The organism is Megasphaera hexanoica, assembly GCF_043520715.1.
In the GTDB taxonomy this organism is placed as follows: domain Bacteria; phylum Bacillota; class Negativicutes; order Veillonellales; family Megasphaeraceae; genus Megasphaera; species Megasphaera hexanoica.
In genome coordinates this window covers 2,584,983-2,603,297 of the sequence record NZ_CP171361.1, presented here as the reverse complement: position 1 = coordinate 2,603,297, position 18,315 = coordinate 2,584,983, and the positions used below count along the sequence as shown (strand labels likewise).

The window sequence follows — 18,315 nt, the reverse complement described above, 5'->3', positions numbered from 1 at the left end:
TTCTGTTGATTTCTATACGTACCTTTAATATAGTCCAGAGAGGCTAAAAAGGGACATATGTTACGTATGCCTTGATATGACCTTTGCCTTTCGGCGAAGGTCTTTTTTTACAAAGGAGGATTTCCATGGTCAGTATACAGGGCAAAAGCCTGTTGGGATTGCAGGGAGTACCCAAAGAAGAAATCGAGCTCGTGCTGCGCGTTGCCAGAAAAATGAAAGAAGTTGTCAATAGCGACAATAAAAAATTACACCTGTTACAGGGTAAATCTATTGTCAACATGTTCTGGGAACCGAGTACGCGTACACGGGGTTCTTTTGAAATGGCTGCCAAGTATCTCGATGCTGATGTCATCAACTTCACGCCGAGCGGCAGCTCTATCCAGAAAGGAGAAAGTTTCCGTGATACTCTTCTGACAGTAACGGCCATGGGAGTGGATGCCATCGTCATGAGACACAAACAGGAAGGGTCTCCTCTTTATGCCAGCAAATGTGTTTCTCCGGTCATCATCAATGGTGGCGATGGTACGCATGAACATCCGACACAGGCTCTTCTGGACCTGTTCACTATCCAGGAAGTCAAAGGTCATATTGACGGACTGAAAGTAGTCATTGTAGGAGATATCGACCATGGCCGCGTAGCCCGGTCCAATATTTATGGCCTCAAGACGATGGGTGCTGATGTACACCTTGTCGGTCCGCGTACGCTGTTGCAGCCCGAACTGGCGGCCATGGGTGTTACCGTTCATTATGATCTCGATGAAGCCCTGAAGGATGCCGATGTCGTCAATGTACTGCGGATTCAGCGCGAACGTCAGGGTGTCGGCTTCTTCCCGGGACCTGGCGAATATAATACATTTTTCGGAGTCAACCAGAAACGGCTGAAGAACGCAAAAAAAGATGTACTTATTATGCATCCCGGTCCAATGAACCGCGGCATTGAAATTGATACAGATACATGCTACTGGACACAATCCTCCATTCAGGAACAGGTAAAAAATGGTGTTTCAGTCCGTATGGCTGTCTTATATCTGACTATCATGGGAGGCGATGACGTTGACATTACTCGTTAAAGGCGGCAGAGTGGTTAATCCGGCCGTAAATCAGGATGAAGTATGCGATATTCTCATTGAAAATGGTAAAATCAAAACTATAGGTAAAAATCTTCCTGCCGATGGGGCGGAAGTATACGATGCATCCGGTCTCGTCGTAGCTCCAGGATTTATCGATATGCATGTCCATTTGCGCCAGCCGGGTCAGAGTGCCAAGGAAACGGTTGTAACAGGTACCCAGGCTGCAGCCGCCGGTGGCATTACCCGCGTCGCTACCATGCCTAATACCAACCCGGTCATCGATAAAGCGATTCTGGTAGAAGGAATGAAATATAAGGCCGAACATGAAGGCGTCGTCAAAGTTGAAGTCATTGGTGCCATTTCCAAAGGACTGGAAGGTAAAGAATTATCTGCTATGGGCGGGATGGCAAAAGCCGGTGTCGTTGCTTTTTCTGATGATGGCCGTTTCGTGGAAGATAGTGATTTCATGCGGAAGGCTATGGAATATGCCAGCATGTTCCACAAAATCGTCATCGATCATTGTGAAGAAACATCTCTCGTATCCGGCGGCCAGATGCATGAAGGCATCGTTTCGGCAGAACTGGGACTTAAAGGCAGACCGGCTGCGGCAGAAGACATCGCCGTTGCCCGTGACATCATTCTTTCGGAAATTACAGATACGCCTGTCCATATTGCTCATATCAGTACAAAACATGCCGTCGACATGGTACGCCGTGCCAAAGCTAAGGGACTTAAGATTACAGCCGAAGCGACACCACAGCATATGATTCTGACCGATGAAGCACTGCGTACGTATGATCCGCGGTTCAAAGTCAATCCGCCACTGCGTTCGGAAGAACACCGGGCTGCTGTCGTAGAAGGATTGAAAGATGGCACGATTGATGCCATCGTGACCGACCATGCCCCGCATACGTGGGACGAAAAAGATCAGGAATTCAGCCTGGCCCCGAGTGGTTTTGTCGGACTGGAAACGAGTGTAGGTGCTGTCCTGACTCATTTGTATCATACAGGAACGGTTGATCTCATGACGATTGTCCGCGCCATGTCTACCGCACCGGCCGGATTGCTGGGCCTCGATGCGGGCGTCATTGTTGAAGGAAAAGACGCAGACCTTACTATTATTGACCTCGACAAAGAATGGACGGTCGATGCCTCTTCGTTCTATTCTAAAGGCAAATCGTCACCTTTTGATGAAATGATTTTTACAGGTAAAGCCGTGGCTACTGTTGTAGATGGTGAATTCGTTATGAAGGACGGGGTGGTCTTAAAATGAAAGGATGCCTCATTTTAGCAAATGGACAGAAATTTTATGGACAGATGCTGATGGATACGCCGGCCGTAGGGGAAGTCGTTTTCAATACGGGCATGACCGGTTATCAGGAAACCTTTACGGATCCTTCCTATGCTGGCCAGATTATTACCATGACATATCCGCTTATCGGCAATTATGGTCTATTCCATGAAATCGAACAGGCAGATCGTCCCTATGCGGCAGGCTTCATTGTCAGTGAATTGTGCGATATGCCCAGCAACTGGCAGAATGAAGGTAATCTTTCTACATTTATCATGACGCATCACATTCCCTGCTTGTATGGCGTCGATACGCGTGCCATCACACGGGCTATCCGCAGCCAGGGGGTAATGAAAGGTGTCATCGTACCGGAAACGATGGCAGAAGAAGATATTAAAGACCTCATGGCACAGCCTCTGGAAAAGATGCTGGTAAGGAAAGTGACGCCAGGCAGTGTGCGGCAGGTGGGACAGGGCCGTTATCACGTCGCTGTCATGGATTTTGGTGCCAAAGCGAATATCCTGAAAGACCTGATCCGCAATGACTGCCGGCTTACGGTTTTCCCGGCATATACGAAAGCCGAAGACGTGCTGGCCGTCCAGCCTGATGGTATTTTCCTTTCCAATGGTCCGGGCGACCCGCAGGACCTGCCGGAAATTATTGAAGAAGTCAAAAAACTGATAGGCAAAAAGCCGATGTTCGGCATCTGCCTGGGACATCAGCTTCTGGGTCTTTCCGTCGGAGCTAAAAGCCGCAAGCTGACGTTCGGTCACCGCGGTGCCAATCATCCCGTCAAGGATGTCCGTACCGGCCGGGTCTACATTACGTCCCAGAATCACGGGTACGTCATCGATGAAAACACATTGCCAGACGATGCTATCGTAACGCATATCAATCTCCACGATAAGACGCTCGAAGGATTTGCCTATCCTAAATATAATTTCTTCTGCGTTCAGTATCATCCGGAAGCATCACCGGGACCGACAGACAATCTGTATCTTTTTGAACAATTTGTCAAACTGATGGAGGGGAAATAAATGATCGAAGGATTGAAGAAAGTACTCGTTATCGGCTCTGGCCCGATTATTATCGGTCAGGCTGCTGAATTTGACTATGCCGGTACCCAGGCCTGCCGGGCCCTGAAAGAAGAAGGACTGGAAGTCGTCCTGATCAATAGCAACCCGGCGACGATTATGACCGATGAAGACATTGCCGACCGGGTCTATGTAGAACCTATTTCCCTGGATTATGTGACAGAAGTCATCGAAAAGGAACGTCCTGATGGACTTCTGGCTACTTTAGGCGGCCAGGTCGGACTGAATATGGCAGTCGAACTGGCTAATGCCGGCGTACTGGAAAAATACCATGTGCAGCTCCTGGGCACGCGCCTTTCGGCTATTGAAGAAGCGGAAGACCGCGAACTCTTCAAAAAGGCCATGAAAGATATCAACCAGCCCGTACCGGAAAGTGATATTTTTGAAGACGTTCCGTCGGCTATGGCGTTTGCTGAAAAAATCGGCTATCCGATCATTGTACGGCCTGCTTTCACACTGGGAGGAACTGGCGGCGGTATTGCCTACAATGATGATGAGTTGTTTATGATAGCGACGCGGGGGATTAAACTCAGCCCTATCAACCAGATTCTCGTCGAACGGTCCGTAGCCGGGTGGAAAGAAATCGAATACGAAGTTATGCGCGATAAAGCAGATAACTGCATCATCGTCTGCAATATGGAAAATATTGATCCGGTCGGCATCCACACTGGCGATTCTATCGTCGTGGCTCCGAGCCAGACCCTGAATGATCTGCAGTATCAGATGCTGCGTACGGCTTCTCTGGCCATTATCCGCCGCCTTAAGATCGAAGGTGGCTGCAATGTACAGTATGCTCTGGATCCCAACAGCAACCAGTACTATGTCATCGAAGTCAATCCCCGTGTCAGCCGTTCATCGGCACTGGCTTCCAAAGCGACGGGGTATCCCATTGCCAAAGTTGCGGCAAAAGTGGCTACAGGACTGACTCTGGACCAGATAACCAACGCCGTTACGGGAAAGACGACGGCCTGCTTCGAACCGACGCTGGATTACTGTGTCGTCAAATTCCCACGCTGGCCATTTGAAAAATTTGCTCTGGCTGACCGCACGCTGGGAACGCAGATGAAAGCTACAGGGGAAGTCATGGCGCTGGACCGCTGCTTTGAAGGAGCACTGCTCAAGGCTGTCCGTTCCCTGGAAATCGGCGTTAATTATCTGAGCCTGAAGAAACTGGAATCCAAATCACTCATCGATATTGCAGAATTGTTGAAAAACCAGGATGATGAACGTATCTTTGTCGTCGCTCAGGCACTGCGCCTGGGAATCGGTTTTGATAAAATCCATTATATTACCGGATACGATATGTGGTTCCTGAAAAAAATCAAAAATATCGTCGATCTGGAAGATAACCTACGCCGCAATAATCTGACGGAAGATAATATCCGCCTGGCTAAACGCTATAGCATGCCGGATGCGGTCATTGCCCAGCTTACCAGCAAAACGGAAGAACAGGTCCGTGCGTTCCGGGAAAAACTGGATATCCGTCCGACATTCAAGATGGTAGATACGTGTGCCGCTGAATTTGAAGCTGCAACACCGTATTATTATTCTTGTTACGCAACGGAAGATGAAGTCAGACCGCTGGGAGATAAGAGCGTCATTGTTCTCGGGTCGGGCCCTATCCGTATCGGACAGGGGATTGAATTCGATTATTGCTCTGTCCATTCAGCCTGGGCCCTGCGCAAAGCCGGGATGAACAGTATCATTATCAACAACAATCCGGAAACAGTCAGTACCGATTTCGATACGTCGGACAGCCTGTATTTTGAACCGCTTACCGTAGAAGATGTCATGGCTGTCGTCGAAAAAGAAAAGCCTGTCGGCGTCATCTGCCAGTTTGGTGGTCAGACGGCGATTAATCTGGCAGCTCCACTGGCTAAACGGGGCGTAACCGTCCTTGGAACCTCTGTCGATGGCATGGACCGGGCAGAAGACAGAGAACGGTTCGATGAACTTCTGGCCAAGCTCAACATACCCCGCCCGGACGGCCGGATCGCGACGAGTGACACGGAAGCGATGCAGGTATCAAAAGAATTGGAATTTCCTCTCATCGTCCGCCCATCGTATGTCTTGGGAGGCCGGGCTATGGAAATCGTCTATACAGAAAAGGAATTGGAACGTTATCTGCGGGAAGCCGTCATCGCCTCTCCGGATCATCCTATCCTGATTGATGAATATATGGTCGGCCGGGAAGTAGAAGTAGATGCGATTTCTGATGGCAAAGATGTCTTCATTCCAGGCATCATGGAACAGGTGGAACGGGCTGGCGTCCATTCCGGCGACTCTATTGCCGTATATCCGCCACAGCATCTGGATAAGGCCATGATTGACCAGATCGTCGATTATACAACGCGCATTACCCTGGAACTACAGGTAAAAGGTGCCGTCAATATCCAGTTTGTCGTATCGAAGGGCAAGTTGTATATCATTGAAGTCAATCCCCGCTCCAGCCGTACTGTACCATTCCTGAGTAAAGTAACGCATGTGCCTATGGTCGAACTGGCCACCCGCATAGCCCTGGGCGAAACGTTGAAGGAAATGGGATATCAAGGTGGACTCATGCCGGCAAAACCACATGTTGCGGCTAAAGCTCCTGTGTTCTCTTTCAGTAAGATCGGCCTGGCAGAAATTGCTCTCGGACCGGAAATGAAGTCGACTGGGGAAGTCATGGGTATAGGAAAGACCTATTCTGAAGCACTATACAAGGCTGTAAATGGCGCTAAGATGAAAATTCCTGCTGGTGGTACCATTCTGGTTACGGTAGCTGACCGAGATAAGGCAGAAGCACTGCAGCTGGCCCGCGGCTTCCGGGAATTGGGCTATCACATCATAGCCACTGCCGGTACGGGCAAATATTTCAATGAACAGGGATTCCCCGTCGATGTGGTCCGGAAGATCCATGAAGGCGGTACTAATATTGCTACGCTGATCCGCAATGGCAAAATTGATTTAGTCGTCAATACGCTGACCTTTGGCAAACATCCGGAACGGGACGGATTTAATCTGCGCCGTATGGCGGTCGAACTGGCAATTCCCTGCCTGACTTCGCTCGATACGGCCCGCGAAGTCCTGCGCGTCTTTGCCAATAAAGGCAAAGGACAGGGATATCATCATGTAGCCGCTTTGCAGGATTACGATCAAGAATAAGCAAGATACTATAGACAGCTCTTTGCAGGCAGTATGCCATGCAGAGAGCTGTTTTTTTCTTGCGTAGGATAAGCTTGTCTTGCCGGGGCCGGGGAGTTTCCTTGTGTATTATCAGGTGATTTTTTTATAAATTAATTAAAATATTTCTTGCATTTTATTGGATATCATGATATACTTATCAAGTCGTCAGAACTAAGAACTGCTAATGAGTGGTTTGAAATGATTGAAAAAAGTACTTGACAGGATGAACATTCTCTTGTATAATCAATTACGTTCTGTTGAACAAGCCGACGTAGCTCAATTGGTAGAGCAACTGACTTGTAATCAGTAGGTTGTAGGTTCAAGTCCTATCGTCGGCTCCAAACGAATGGTGGGATTCCCGAGTGGCTAAAGGGAGCAGACTGTAAATCTGCCGGCGTTTGCCTTCGATGGTTCGAATCCATCTCCCACCACCATTTTTATCGCGGGGTGGAGCAGTTGGTAGCTCGTCGGGCTCATAACCCGAAGGTCGTAGGTTCAAGTCCTGCCCCCGCTACCAAATTTTAAAAATAGCGTTGAACGGTATTTTTAGCGTCAACGGTTTATGCTGTTGTAGCTCAGTCGGTAGAGCGTATCCTTGGTAAGGATAAGGTCACCGGTTCAATCCCGGTCAATAGCTCCACATGGCGGCTTAGCTCAGTTGGCTAGAGCATGCGGTTCATACCCGCAGTGTCCAGAGTTCGAATCTCCGAGCCGCCACCATAATCGATAACCCCGTATAACGGGGTTATTTCTATATACAATTATAAATTTTATGAAAAATACGAAATTTTGCAGGAATTTGTGATTGTTTGTAGTATACTTATTATAGTCAGGTTATTTTTGTCCTAAAAGGAGGAAAGCTGTATTATGGCTAAAGAACATTATGAAAGAACCAAACCGCATGTTAACATTGGTACCATCGGTCACGTTGACCACGGCAAAACAACATTAACGGCTGCTATTACAAAGGTCCTTTCCGAAACGGAAGGCTGCAAAGCTCAGTTTGAAGCATATGCTGATATTGATAAGGCTCCGGAAGAACGTGAACGTGGTATTACGATCAACACGGCACACGTTGAATATGAAACTCCGACCCGTCACTATGCACACGTTGACTGCCCGGGGCATGCTGACTATGTCAAGAACATGATCACCGGTGCTGCCCAGATGGACGGCGCTATCCTCGTCGTATCCGCTGCTGACGGCCCGATGCCCCAGACTCGTGAACACATCCTCCTGGCCCGCCAGGTTGGTGTACCGGCTATCGTTGTATACCTCAACAAAGCTGACCAGGTTGACGATCCGGAACTGATCGAACTCGTCGAAATGGAAGTCCGCGATCTCCTCACTTCCTATGACTTCCCTGGCGACGATGTACCTATCGTAGTCGGTTCTGCTCTGAAGGCACTGGAAGGCGATCCCGAAGCTGTACAGTCCATCAAAGACCTCATGAAAGCCGTTGATGAATACATCCCGACTCCGGACCGTCCGACGGACAAACCGTTCCTGATGCCGGTCGAAGACGTATTCACCATCACAGGCCGTGGCACTGTTGCAACAGGCCGTGTTGAACGTGGTACGATCAAAGTCGGCGACCCCGTAGAAATCGTAGGTCTGGCAGATCAGCCGAAAGATACGGTTGTAACGGGCGTAGAAATGTTCCGTAAGATCCTGGATCTGGCAGAAGCAGGCGATAACATCGGTGCACTGCTCCGTGGTATCGACCGCAAAGAAGTAGAACGCGGCCAGGTACTTGCAAAACCGGGCACGATTCATCCGCACACGAAATTCAAAGCACAGGTATATGTCCTGACGAAAGAAGAAGGCGGCCGTCATACACCGTTCTTCAACGGCTATCGTCCGCAGTTCTACTTCCGTACAACGGACGTAACGGGCGTAATCCAGCTGCCGGAAGGCACGGAAATGTGCATGCCTGGCGATAACGTCAAAATGGACGTTGAACTGATCACTCCGATCGCTATTGAAGCAGGCCTGCGTTTCGCTATCCGTGAAGGCGGCCGTACAGTAGGCGCCGGCGTTGTTTCCGAAATCGAAGGCTGATAACCCCTGTATTACCTATGGGAAAAATAAAAAAGCATCTGCGACAATCGTTGCAGGTGCTTTTTTTTATTGCACAATGGATGATTAATCTGTTATAATAAAAGTATAATCTTATATAATATAATAATATCAATAAATTGTAAACCCATTTTATAATTATTTTACAACTATGGGATTGATAGCGAATCGAATATACGTGTTGGAGGTGTGAAAATGGATACATGTGACCGATTCCTGGGATGTATGCTTGGTGGTGCAGCAGGCGATGCATTAGGATATATCATCGAATTTGACGATTGGTATACTATCCGGAAAAAATTCGGGCCTTATGGATTGCGGACGATACTGCGGCTGGATGCCAATGGGAGAAAAGGCATCATCTCGGATGATACACAAATGTCTCTTTTCACTGCCGACGGACTACTTTGGGCTGCTCATGATGAATTGGCGCCAGAAGAAGGTCTGTACCGTTCGTACATGCGTTGGTATTATACACAGACAAAGCAAGTCATTCAACCGGATCAGTCTGCCTGGATGACAAGGCAGGCCCATGAAAAAGAATGGGATTACGATATGATGGGGGAAGAAGATTTATATGCCCGGCGGGCACCGGGGAAAACCTGCCTGTCCGCTCTGGCGGGAAGTGGCCGGACAGACAGCCTCTATGCCGATAATGACAGTAAAGGCTGTGGTTCCATAATGCGTGCCGCTCCTGTGGGATTGTTTTATGCAGGTGATCCGGAAAAGGCTTTTGACGTAGGTTGTCAGTCAGGGCGTCTGACTCATGGGAATCCTACGGGATATCTGGCAGCAGGAATGCTCAGCGCGTCCGTTTCTCTCCTCAGCCAGGGAAAGGAATTAGCCGATACACTGCCAGAAGTCATGCGGATATTACAAAAACATGAGCATTATGAAGGTGTAAAGCGAGCAGTTATCCGGGCCATCGATGAAGCCGTGACCGATAGGGAAGCCTGGCGGGCTATGAAACGGATCGGCAAAGGCTGGGTTGCTGAAGAAACGTATGCTCTGGCTATTTATTGCCTGTTAAAAACAGGGACGTTGAAAGATGCCGTCATTATGGCTTGTAATCAGGATGGAGACAGCGACTCGTGCGGATCAGTCTGCGGCAATATGGCAGGTGCTATGTACGGGGCTGATGCTGTGCCGCGCAGCTGGTCTCACAAATTGGAATGTGGCGGCCTCGTCACCAGCCTGGCCCAGAATCTCTATAAAATCCACGAAACAGCGAAACAGAAGAATTGAAAGTCGCTAAAATAATTCAAAAATAACATAATATGTGTCTAGTTAATTATTTGACGATATTGACATTTGTGTTATGATAGTAATAAGTGCCCATGCTTGTTGGATATCACTGAACAGTGTAAATTGGAATGCCCGTTTATTTGGCGCTCCCGGCTGGGTAAAATGAATTTGAGGCGAATAAGAACATGATACAGACGCAGGTGAATACTACTGCAAGCACAGTTAAGACAAGACATCCATACAAAACGCGTGAAGGCGGAGCGACTATTACTATTTTTGTTCCGTACAACTGCCGCAATCATTGTCCCTTCTGCATCAATAAAGAAGAATATTCCCATCCAGAAGGTTTTTCGGCAGAAAAGATATGTCATAGCATTGAAATGATGAATCAGATTACGCCCTATTGTGATTATGTGTTTACTGGTGGGGAACCGTTTGCCAATCTGGACTCTCTTCAGATGATGCTCGATAAGATTCCCACAACTCACAAGGTGTATATCAACACGACATTGCCCGTTTTTGAATTCCAGACGGAAGATGACATTGTCAATTTTACGAAACGCAATAAAGACAAGATTACATGTATCAATGTATCCCGGCATATGCAGCATTATGTCGTAGAATCCAATGATTCTCTGCTGAGTCGGCTGGCGGTTCCCTTCCGCATTAATTGCGTGCTTTACAAAAACTATCCAGCCCAGGAACTGGTACCGTATCTGGAACGGTTCTACAAAATTCCCGGCGCTTCTGTGCAGTTCCGTTTCGATTACACGGCGACGACTCCCGATAATCTGTATGATGAACAAGGTGACCGCATTCTCCATGATTTGAAACAGATTGCCACTTATACGGGCCTGGATGGGTGCCGCATGCGTTGTGGATTCCATTTTGATTATAAGGGAATGGAACTGACCTATCATAAGACGCTGCCGTATAGTACGATTGTGGAAACAGATCCTAAGACAGGAATTACCTATGATATATTGTACGATATCCTGATTAAGCAGAATGGAGATATCCATTCTGACTGGGATGGAACGCTCATGGATGTAGACGCGTACCGTAAGGTCGTATTTGAACCATATGACCTCAAATGGCTGCAGCGCAGCCGTCCTTCCCGGTTGTCCTTTGTCAAAACTGCTTGTGCCGCAATTTGAAAAATCCCGCTGTTATCTGAATGGTAGCAGCGGGCCTTTTCTTTTTCTCTACTAGGATTCACATGCAGAGTATGATAGAATATTTTATATGTATATTTGCAGTGAACACAGGAGAGGAGAGAGAGCTGTGGCAGTAACCGTCGTATTTGGCAGGGCCGGCAGCGGAAAGACTGCCCGATGCCTGGAAGAAATCAGGAATTGGTCGAAAGATGGCGGAAAGGCTGTTTTGCTCGTACCTGACCAGGCTACGTACAGTATGGAAAGACGGTTTGCATCCACCATGCCGGGTCATGGATTTATGGGAACCCAGATTTTTGGATTTTCCCGGCTGGCATTCCAGGTCTTTCAGGAACGGAACAAAGAACATGCGTCGTTATCTGAATTGAGCCGCAATATCGTACTACAGCGTCTTCTAAGGCAGCACGGCAATGTATTGACTGTCCTTCAGACTGCCGCCTCGCAACCTAATTTTGTGACGACTATGGGCCAGTTCCTCATGGAATGCCGCTCCTTCCGTATTACACCGGATATGCTGCGGAATGCGGCAGGGCTGATGAATCAGCTGACACTGTCACATAAATTGGAAGACATCGCTTCATTGTATGAAAAATACTTGGAATTTCTGGGAGAACATTTTGGAAATGCCGATGATACGATGACACTGCTGGCAAGGGAACTGCCCAACTATACGTTTATTCAGGGAGCACGGGTCTGGGTCGATGGATTTCAATGGTTCACGCCGCAGCAGTTGCAGATTCTGCTGGCAGCCGAAAAAGTGGCTGATTCGCTGACCATAACCTTGACAATGGATGCAGAACGTGTTTCACAGCAGTCCCGCCATACGGCTTTGTATCACCGCCCCTGGGAAGTGTATCAGAGTCTTCTCCGCATTTTTCCCCATTTGGAAACAGAGAACCTGCCCAATCCGCCATGCAAGGGAATACGACAGTTTACCAGGCATTTCTTTCAGTCCGTTCCGGATACACAGGACGTACCGGTTAAGGAACTCATTGTTTCAGAATGTTCTGATCGCGCGGCTGAAATGGACGCCATTGCCAGACGCATTGCCCGTCTCGTGCAATACGGATACCGGTACAGGGATTTTCTGATACTCACCCGGACTAGCAATATGTATGATGCGCTGGGAGAACGGATATGCAAGTCTTATGGTATACCGTGCTTTACTGATTATCGGCGTCCCATGGCATCTCACCCTGCCGCAGAGGCTGTTGCCGCTTTTCTGGCACTGCTACGGTCCCACTGGTCACACGAGACAGTGTTCCGCCTTCTCAAAACGGATTTATTTCCTCTGGACCGGCATGAAGTGGATATCCTGGAAAATTACTGTCTGGCCAGCGGTATCAGCAGCCGGCAGTGGCTGAGCAGCCGGGAATGGACCTATTACCCACAAAAATATATGAGCGATGATGTAAGTCAGCATCCGGAAATACAGGAACGACTGCATCAGGTCAATGAAGTGCGGCAGCGTGTTCAGCAGTATATACTTCCTTTCTGGCAGAAGGCACAGGGAGAAAAAAATTTGCGTGACTGGTGTACCCTTTTATTTACTTTTCTCCAGTCTATCCATGTTCCCGATACGCTGCGGCGTTGGAAGGAAGAAGATGAAGCAGTCCAGCGTATGACAGAAAGTAAAGAACATGAGCAGGTATGGAAAAAAATGCTGGCATTCATGGAAGAAATGACGGCCTTGTGCGGAGATGATGTGGTCAGTCTGGAAGAATTTTCCCAGATGGTGGAAGACGGCCTGAAGACGATGACGTTCAGCATTATTCCGCCGACACTGGATCATGTGACGATTACGTCAATCGAACGGGGGTATACCGGCAGTGGACGCATTGTGTTTTTATGTGGCATCAATGATGGGATTTTTCCTCAGCACAGCGGCGATGAGGGACTTCTAAGTGACGTAGAACGGCAAAGCCTGACAGAGGCCGGCGTGACGTTGGGGCCGGGGAGCCGGTTCCGTTCCCTGCAGGAAAAATTCCTGTTTTATCTGGCGGCCACCCGGGCCAGAGAACGGCTATATATCAGTTACGCGCTGGCTGATGAGCAGGGCGAGGAGCTGACGCCGTCTTTGTGGATCCAGCAGTTGATAGATAAAGGATATATTGCTGGCCTTCGAAAGGAAAGTGGAGAAGCTTCTCCGGCATCGGCTGCGGAGTATATCGTCTCTATGCCAGCAGCGTTGAAATATCTGCCAGTTATGCTGCGTCCGGCTGTAGAAAATAAAAAAATAGATTCCGTATGGTGGTCCTTGTATGACTGGGCGTTGCTCCATGGATGGAAACAGGTAACCGTACGGGCTGTGCAGGGCTTGTTTTATCATAACCGGCCGGATAGGCTTCCCTATGAAACCGTACGCCGCCTCTATGCTCCGGAAGGGAGGATTGTCGGTTCCGTTACCCGGTTTGAAAGTTACCGTCAGTGCCCGTTTGCGTATTTTTCGCAATATGGGCTGGGCCTTGCCGAACGGCCGGTGCAGCATTTTTCGGCACCAGATCTGGGAATGCTCGTCCATGAAGCACTGCGCCGTATTGGAGAAAAACTGCTCACCGAAGGACGGCAGTGGCAGCATTTGCAGGATGAGGAAATAGGGCCGCTGTGTACGTCCATTGTAGAAGAGTTATCGCCGAAGATACAAAACGATATTCTCATGTCCAATGCGTATTTTATTCAAATCCAGGGAAGACTGATCCAGGTTCTCATCCGGACAGTGCGGCGTTTGTGTGAATTCAATAAGTCTTCTGATTTTCATACGACTGCCGTGGAAAAGGGATTTGGACAGGGGAAAAATGCCTGGAAGGCTTTGCAATTTACGCTGGACAATGGGCTGGAGGTCATCGTGACCGGGCAGATTGACCGCATTGACACACTTCATGCAGACGATACGGATTTTGTCGTTGTCATCGATTATAAATCGGGCAGCACCGTACTGGATTTGCAGAAAATTTACATGGGACTGGAATTACAGCTCCTGACGTATATGGATATCGCCTTGAAAAACATAGGACCTCAGGCCGCCCCGGCAGCTGTACTGTATTGCTATGTGCGAAGCCGGAAACTTTCAGAAAATCATTTGCTCAGCCAGGAGGAAAAAATCCGGCTATACAATAAAGAAAACAAATTGAAGGGCTTTTATCTGGACAGTCCTGACGTTATCCGGTATATGGATACGGCTATGGACGCATCTTCGTCATTTCTTAATGTGCGGCTCAATAAGAACGGTAATCTGAGTACAGCCGGATATAATGTATTTCCCTATTCCTGGTGGCAGAAAGTGCTGAAAGTGGCTGAAAACAGGATTCATGCCATTGCTGAACAGATGGGAAGCGGCGATATTTCCATCCATCCGGTCCTCTTTGGAACGCAGAGCCATTGCCAGTATTGTCCGTATCATCCGTTCTGCGCCTTTGATCCTCATACGCAGGACAACGCCTATGATGCGGCCGGGAAATTGAAAAAAAGTGATATTATTGTCCGCATCAGCCAGGAAGGAGACGATACGCATGGCATGGACTCATGAACAGCAGGAAGCAATCGACAGCCGGGGACAGACACTTTTATTGTCGGCAGCTGCCGGGAGCGGCAAGACGGCTGTCCTTGTAGAACGTATCATACGCCGTCTTCTGGATCAGATAGCCCCGGTGGACATAACGGAAATGCTGGTCGTCACGTTTACCAAAGCAGCTGCTGCCGAAATGAGGGAACGGATTGCAGCGGCACTGGCCAGTAAGCTGACTGAAGAAGATTCAGAAAGGGCGGAACGGCAGCTGGCACTCATGCCTTCTGCCCATATTTCTACTCTTCATTCTTTTTGTCAGGCCGTTATCCGGAGATATTTTTATAAAATCGATATCGATCCCCGATTTACCATTGCCGGAACGGAAGAATTAATCCTGCTGCAGCATCAGGTATTGGAGGATGTCTTTTTGTCTTATTATGAAGATCCGGATAAGGCTCAAATCCTCTATCCACTGGCGGAAATGTTTGGCGATGAACACGGCGATGACATCCTGATGGAAGAAATCATCCGTATATATCACTTTTCCCGCAGCCTGCCCTGGCCGGATGCCTGGCTGGACAAGGCTGTGGCCGATTATGCCGTGGCCGATGATGCCAGACTGGATGATCTTCCCTGGTGCCAGCCCATCAAAAAAAAGGCCCATAGTCAGATCAGCAGCATCCTGGAACGGTTACGGCAGATTTTACCCGGACTGGAGGCCCGGCCGGCACTGGAAAAAGGATATCAGCAAATACAAAATGAATATGTTATGTTGCAGTCGATTCAGGATAAGACTTCGTGGGAAGAACTGCGGCAGGCTGTACGGGCTGTCAATTATGACCGCCTTGCCAGTCTGCGTAAGCTGGACGAAGACGATAAAGAATTTTGGGAACAATGCAAAAAGGTACGCACGTCATGCAAGAAGCAGTTTACGGCCATGCGGGATATGTGGTTTGTGCCATCGGGCAGAGACTGGCTGGATGGATTGCGCAGCATGGAGCCGTATATTACAGGGCTGGTGCAGCTGACAAAAGATTTTGCCGAAGCTTACGGACAGGCAAAGAAGGAAAAAAGCTGGGTCGATTTCAATGACCTGGAACATTTTTGCCTGCAGATACTCCTGGACCCGGTTTCAACGCCGGAACATATTATCCGGTCTGATGCGGCAGAGGAATTGCGCCACACGTTTAAAGAAATCCTCATGGATGAATACCAGGATACAAACGGCGTCCAGGAAATGATAGCACGGCTGATAGCCTGCCCGGATAACCGTTTTATGGTTGGGGATATCAAACAGAGTATATACCGGTTCCGCCTGGCAGATCCTACATTATTTCTGGAAAAATACCGGGCGTACAGTCGGGATGACCGGGCGGAGCAGCGCTGCATTGACCTGGCCCGTAATTTCCGTAGCGACAGGCATATCCTGGAAGCCATCAACGACGTATTCAGCCGCATTATGACGACAGAGACAGTCGGTATGCCTTATGGTGAACGGGAACGGCTGTACGCCGGTCGTAAGGAATGCATCGACGATTCCTGGCTGGGCGGTACGGTAGAAGTCCGGTTACTCGATACAGGAGGAAGTGATGATACCGGTGCAGAGGATGACCAGCCATCAGAATTGGTTTCTGATGAGCTGGCCGGGGACGGGGAGGACGAACGTACGGCATTTGAAAAAGAGTGCCAGATGGTGGCCCGATGCCTGATAGACATGAAACATTCCGGTCAGTGTATCCAACGTAAAGATAGTTCCATGGAGCCCGTTTCCTGGCGCCATATGGTTGTGCTGCTCCGTTCACTGAAAAATAAAGCACAAGTCATGGCCCGGATTTTTCAGGAAGCGGGCATCCCCGTATATGCCGATGAAAGCGGCGGGTATTTTGCCGCTATAGAAGTACAGGTCATGCTGGCTTTGCTGCGATGCATCGATAACCCGGAACAGGATCTTCCCATGGCGGCCGTCCTCCGGTCACCGCTGGTCAAAATGGATGAGTCGGCCCTGGCCTGCCTTCATCTGACAGGAGACGGAACATTGTGGCAGAAACTGCCTGCATATGTACAAACGTTATCCGATGAGGATGCCACTCCATTACGGGATTTTATGCGGCATCTGGAACAGTGGCGGACGTTCAGCCGGCGCGCCAGTGTTGCCGAATTATTGCAGCGGCTGTATGAGGACACGGGGTATATCCATTTTGTCGGAGGTATGCCCGGCGGTGCCGTCCGGCAGGCTAATCTCCGGGCTCTGTATGAACGGGCCCGGCAATATGAAGAAGCGGGATATCGCGGATTATTCCGCTATCTGCAGCTCATCGACAAGATGCAGGAAGACGAGCTCGATCTGGCTCCGGCCAAAGTACTGGGAGAAGGGGAAGATGTTGTACGCATCATTTCCATCCACAAAAGTAAAGGATTGGAATTTCCTGTTGTCGTCGTAGCCGATATGGGGAAACAGTTCAATGAAACAGACCTTTCCAAGGACATACTGCTCCATAAATCTTTAGGGATCGGCCTGCGGCAATTTGATACGGAATGGCGGATTTCTTATCCTGACTTCATTTGGAGCGGTCTGAGGGAACAACTAGCCTGGGAAGGACGGGCAGAAGAACAGCGCGTACTCTACGTTGCGATGACCCGGGCACGGGATAAACTGATCCTGACAGGTACTGTCAAAGATATGGGAAAAGCCTGGAAACACTGGCAAAAAGAAGGCAGTCCATCGGAAGGAAAGTCATATCTCGATTGGCTCATGCCTCTTTTTGCAGGGGCGGATCAGTGGAAACAGACCAATGAAAAGGTTATGGCGGGACTGGAAAGTGACGAAATGCACGGCCTTTGGCGCCTGGCTTTATATCACCAGATTCCGACTTTGGAAGAAGTGGCACCGGATATATCCCTTGATTCACCGTTGCAGCAGGTGCGCCGCGGTGAACCGGTAGGAGCCCTGATTCCCGGCTGGATGGAGCAAACCTTATCCTGGCACTATCCGTGGCCTAAAGCGACGGGGACAGCAGCCAAGTATTCTGTCTCTGAAATCAAAAGACAGTATCAGCTCCAACACCAGGATGAATGGGAAGAAGAACGGGAACTGGCAGCGACGGGGGCCGGGGCAGACCGTGAGGAAGACGTGTTTGGCCGGCTGCCGGCATGGATGGATGGAAGGGAAGAGGAAGAAACGGGCGCCCGCCGTGGTACGATTGTTCATAAAATCATGCAGTATCTGGATATCAGGGCTGACATGAACCGGAACGATATAGATGCACAGCTCCGGTCCTGGCAGGCTCAGGAATTATTTACAGCAGAAGAAGTATCAATGGCCTATCTGCCGCCAATCCTTGCGTTTTGTCATTCGCCGCTCAGCCGGCGCATGGCGTCGTCAGACCGCATACTCCGGGAATATCCGTTCAGCATCCTCCTTCCTGCCGGCGGTCTCCTGCCGGACGCAGAACCGGGAGAGGAAATACTGGTGCAGGGCGTTATCGACTGTTTATTCCGGGAGGGTGATGGATGGGTATTGATTGATTATAAGACAGACCGTCTCGATGATGCGGACGCCTTTATCAAACGGTATGGCGTACAGATTTCTCTCTACAGGCAGGCTGTAGAAAAGATCAGTGGCCGTCCCGTACGGGAGGCCTATATGTATAGTTTCCGCCTGGGAACGGCGATTCGTGTAGAATAGGAG

At 49.2% G+C, this 18,315-nt stretch carries 9 protein-coding genes and 5 tRNA genes; all 14 read left to right on the top strand.

Annotation, left to right across the window (positions count from 1 at the left end; all coding sequences use genetic code 11):
* The first annotated feature begins 125 nt into the window (after positions 1-125).
* The 14 genes from ACGTIC_RS12645 to addA all read left to right on the top strand — a co-directional run bounded on the left by ACGTIC_RS12645 (position 126) and on the right by addA (position 18,312).
* A complete protein-coding gene (locus tag ACGTIC_RS12645; RefSeq protein ID WP_059076401.1) occupies positions 126-1,070 on the top strand; it encodes an aspartate carbamoyltransferase catalytic subunit in 945 nt (314 codons plus the stop codon).
* The gene (locus tag ACGTIC_RS12640; protein WP_059076402.1) at positions 1,054-2,343 is read left to right on the top strand and encodes a dihydroorotase; all 1,290 of its coding nucleotides are present in this window, start codon (positions 1,054-1,056) and stop codon (positions 2,341-2,343) included. Before ACGTIC_RS12645 ends, ACGTIC_RS12640 begins: the two co-directional genes overlap by 17 nt.
* Positions 2,340-3,398, top strand: coding sequence for a carbamoyl phosphate synthase small subunit (locus ACGTIC_RS12635; protein WP_059076403.1), 1,059 nt, complete (start codon positions 2,340-2,342; stop codon positions 3,396-3,398). The genes ACGTIC_RS12640 and ACGTIC_RS12635 overlap by 4 nt, the downstream gene beginning before the upstream one ends.
* Positions 3,399-6,602: a carbamoyl-phosphate synthase large subunit gene (gene carB / locus ACGTIC_RS12630; protein ID WP_113855079.1), complete on the top strand. Its 3,204-nt coding sequence runs from the start codon at positions 3,399-3,401 to the stop codon at positions 6,600-6,602.
* Between the two features lie 286 nt (positions 6,603-6,888).
* A tRNA-Thr gene (locus ACGTIC_RS12625) sits at positions 6,889-6,964 on the top strand.
* Positions 6,965-6,971: 7 nt separating this feature from the next.
* Positions 6,972-7,057, top strand: a tRNA-Tyr gene (locus tag ACGTIC_RS12620).
* A 7-nt stretch (positions 7,058-7,064) separates the two neighbouring features.
* Positions 7,065-7,140 (top strand) — tRNA-Met (locus tag ACGTIC_RS12615).
* A 47-nt stretch (positions 7,141-7,187) separates the two neighbouring features.
* A tRNA-Thr gene (locus ACGTIC_RS12610) sits at positions 7,188-7,263 on the top strand.
* Between the two features lie 3 nt (positions 7,264-7,266).
* Positions 7,267-7,343 (top strand) — tRNA-Met (locus tag ACGTIC_RS12605).
* 147 nt (positions 7,344-7,490) lie between these two features.
* Positions 7,491-8,684, top strand: a complete 1,194-nt coding sequence (gene tuf, locus ACGTIC_RS12600) for an elongation factor Tu (RefSeq protein ID WP_113855078.1) — start codon at positions 7,491-7,493, stop codon at positions 8,682-8,684.
* 213 nt (positions 8,685-8,897) lie between these two features.
* Positions 8,898-9,947 (top strand): ADP-ribosylglycohydrolase family protein, encoded by a 1,050-nt coding sequence (locus ACGTIC_RS12595; RefSeq protein WP_059076174.1) that lies wholly within the window; start codon positions 8,898-8,900, stop codon positions 9,945-9,947.
* Between the two features lie 185 nt (positions 9,948-10,132).
* Positions 10,133-11,104, top strand: coding sequence for a 4Fe-4S cluster-binding domain-containing protein (locus ACGTIC_RS12590; RefSeq protein WP_059076173.1), 972 nt, complete (start codon positions 10,133-10,135; stop codon positions 11,102-11,104).
* A gap of 127 nt (positions 11,105-11,231) precedes the next feature.
* The gene (addB, locus tag ACGTIC_RS12585) at positions 11,232-14,648 is read left to right on the top strand and encodes a helicase-exonuclease AddAB subunit AddB (RefSeq protein WP_113855077.1); all 3,417 of its coding nucleotides are present in this window, start codon (positions 11,232-11,234) and stop codon (positions 14,646-14,648) included.
* Positions 14,632-18,312: a helicase-exonuclease AddAB subunit AddA gene (gene addA, locus ACGTIC_RS12580; protein WP_113855076.1), complete on the top strand. Its 3,681-nt coding sequence runs from the start codon at positions 14,632-14,634 to the stop codon at positions 18,310-18,312. Before addB ends, addA begins: the two co-directional genes overlap by 17 nt.
* Positions 18,313-18,315: the final 3 nt, after the last annotated feature.

Coding starts and splice junctions, on each gene's coding strand:
- ACGTIC_RS12645 (WP_059076401.1), top strand. CDS start 126: ATGGTCAGTATACAGGGCAAAAGCCTGTTGGGATTGCAGGGAGTACCC.
- ACGTIC_RS12635 (WP_059076403.1), top strand. CDS start 2,340: ATGAAAGGATGCCTCATTTTAGCAAATGGACAGAAATTTTATGGACAG.
- carB (WP_113855079.1), top strand. CDS start 3,399: ATGATCGAAGGATTGAAGAAAGTACTCGTTATCGGCTCTGGCCCGATT.
- tuf (WP_113855078.1), top strand. CDS start 7,491: ATGGCTAAAGAACATTATGAAAGAACCAAACCGCATGTTAACATTGGT.
- ACGTIC_RS12595 (WP_059076174.1), top strand. CDS start 8,898: ATGGATACATGTGACCGATTCCTGGGATGTATGCTTGGTGGTGCAGCA.
- ACGTIC_RS12590 (WP_059076173.1), top strand. CDS start 10,133: ATGATACAGACGCAGGTGAATACTACTGCAAGCACAGTTAAGACAAGA.
- addA (WP_113855076.1), top strand. CDS start 14,632: ATGGCATGGACTCATGAACAGCAGGAAGCAATCGACAGCCGGGGACAG.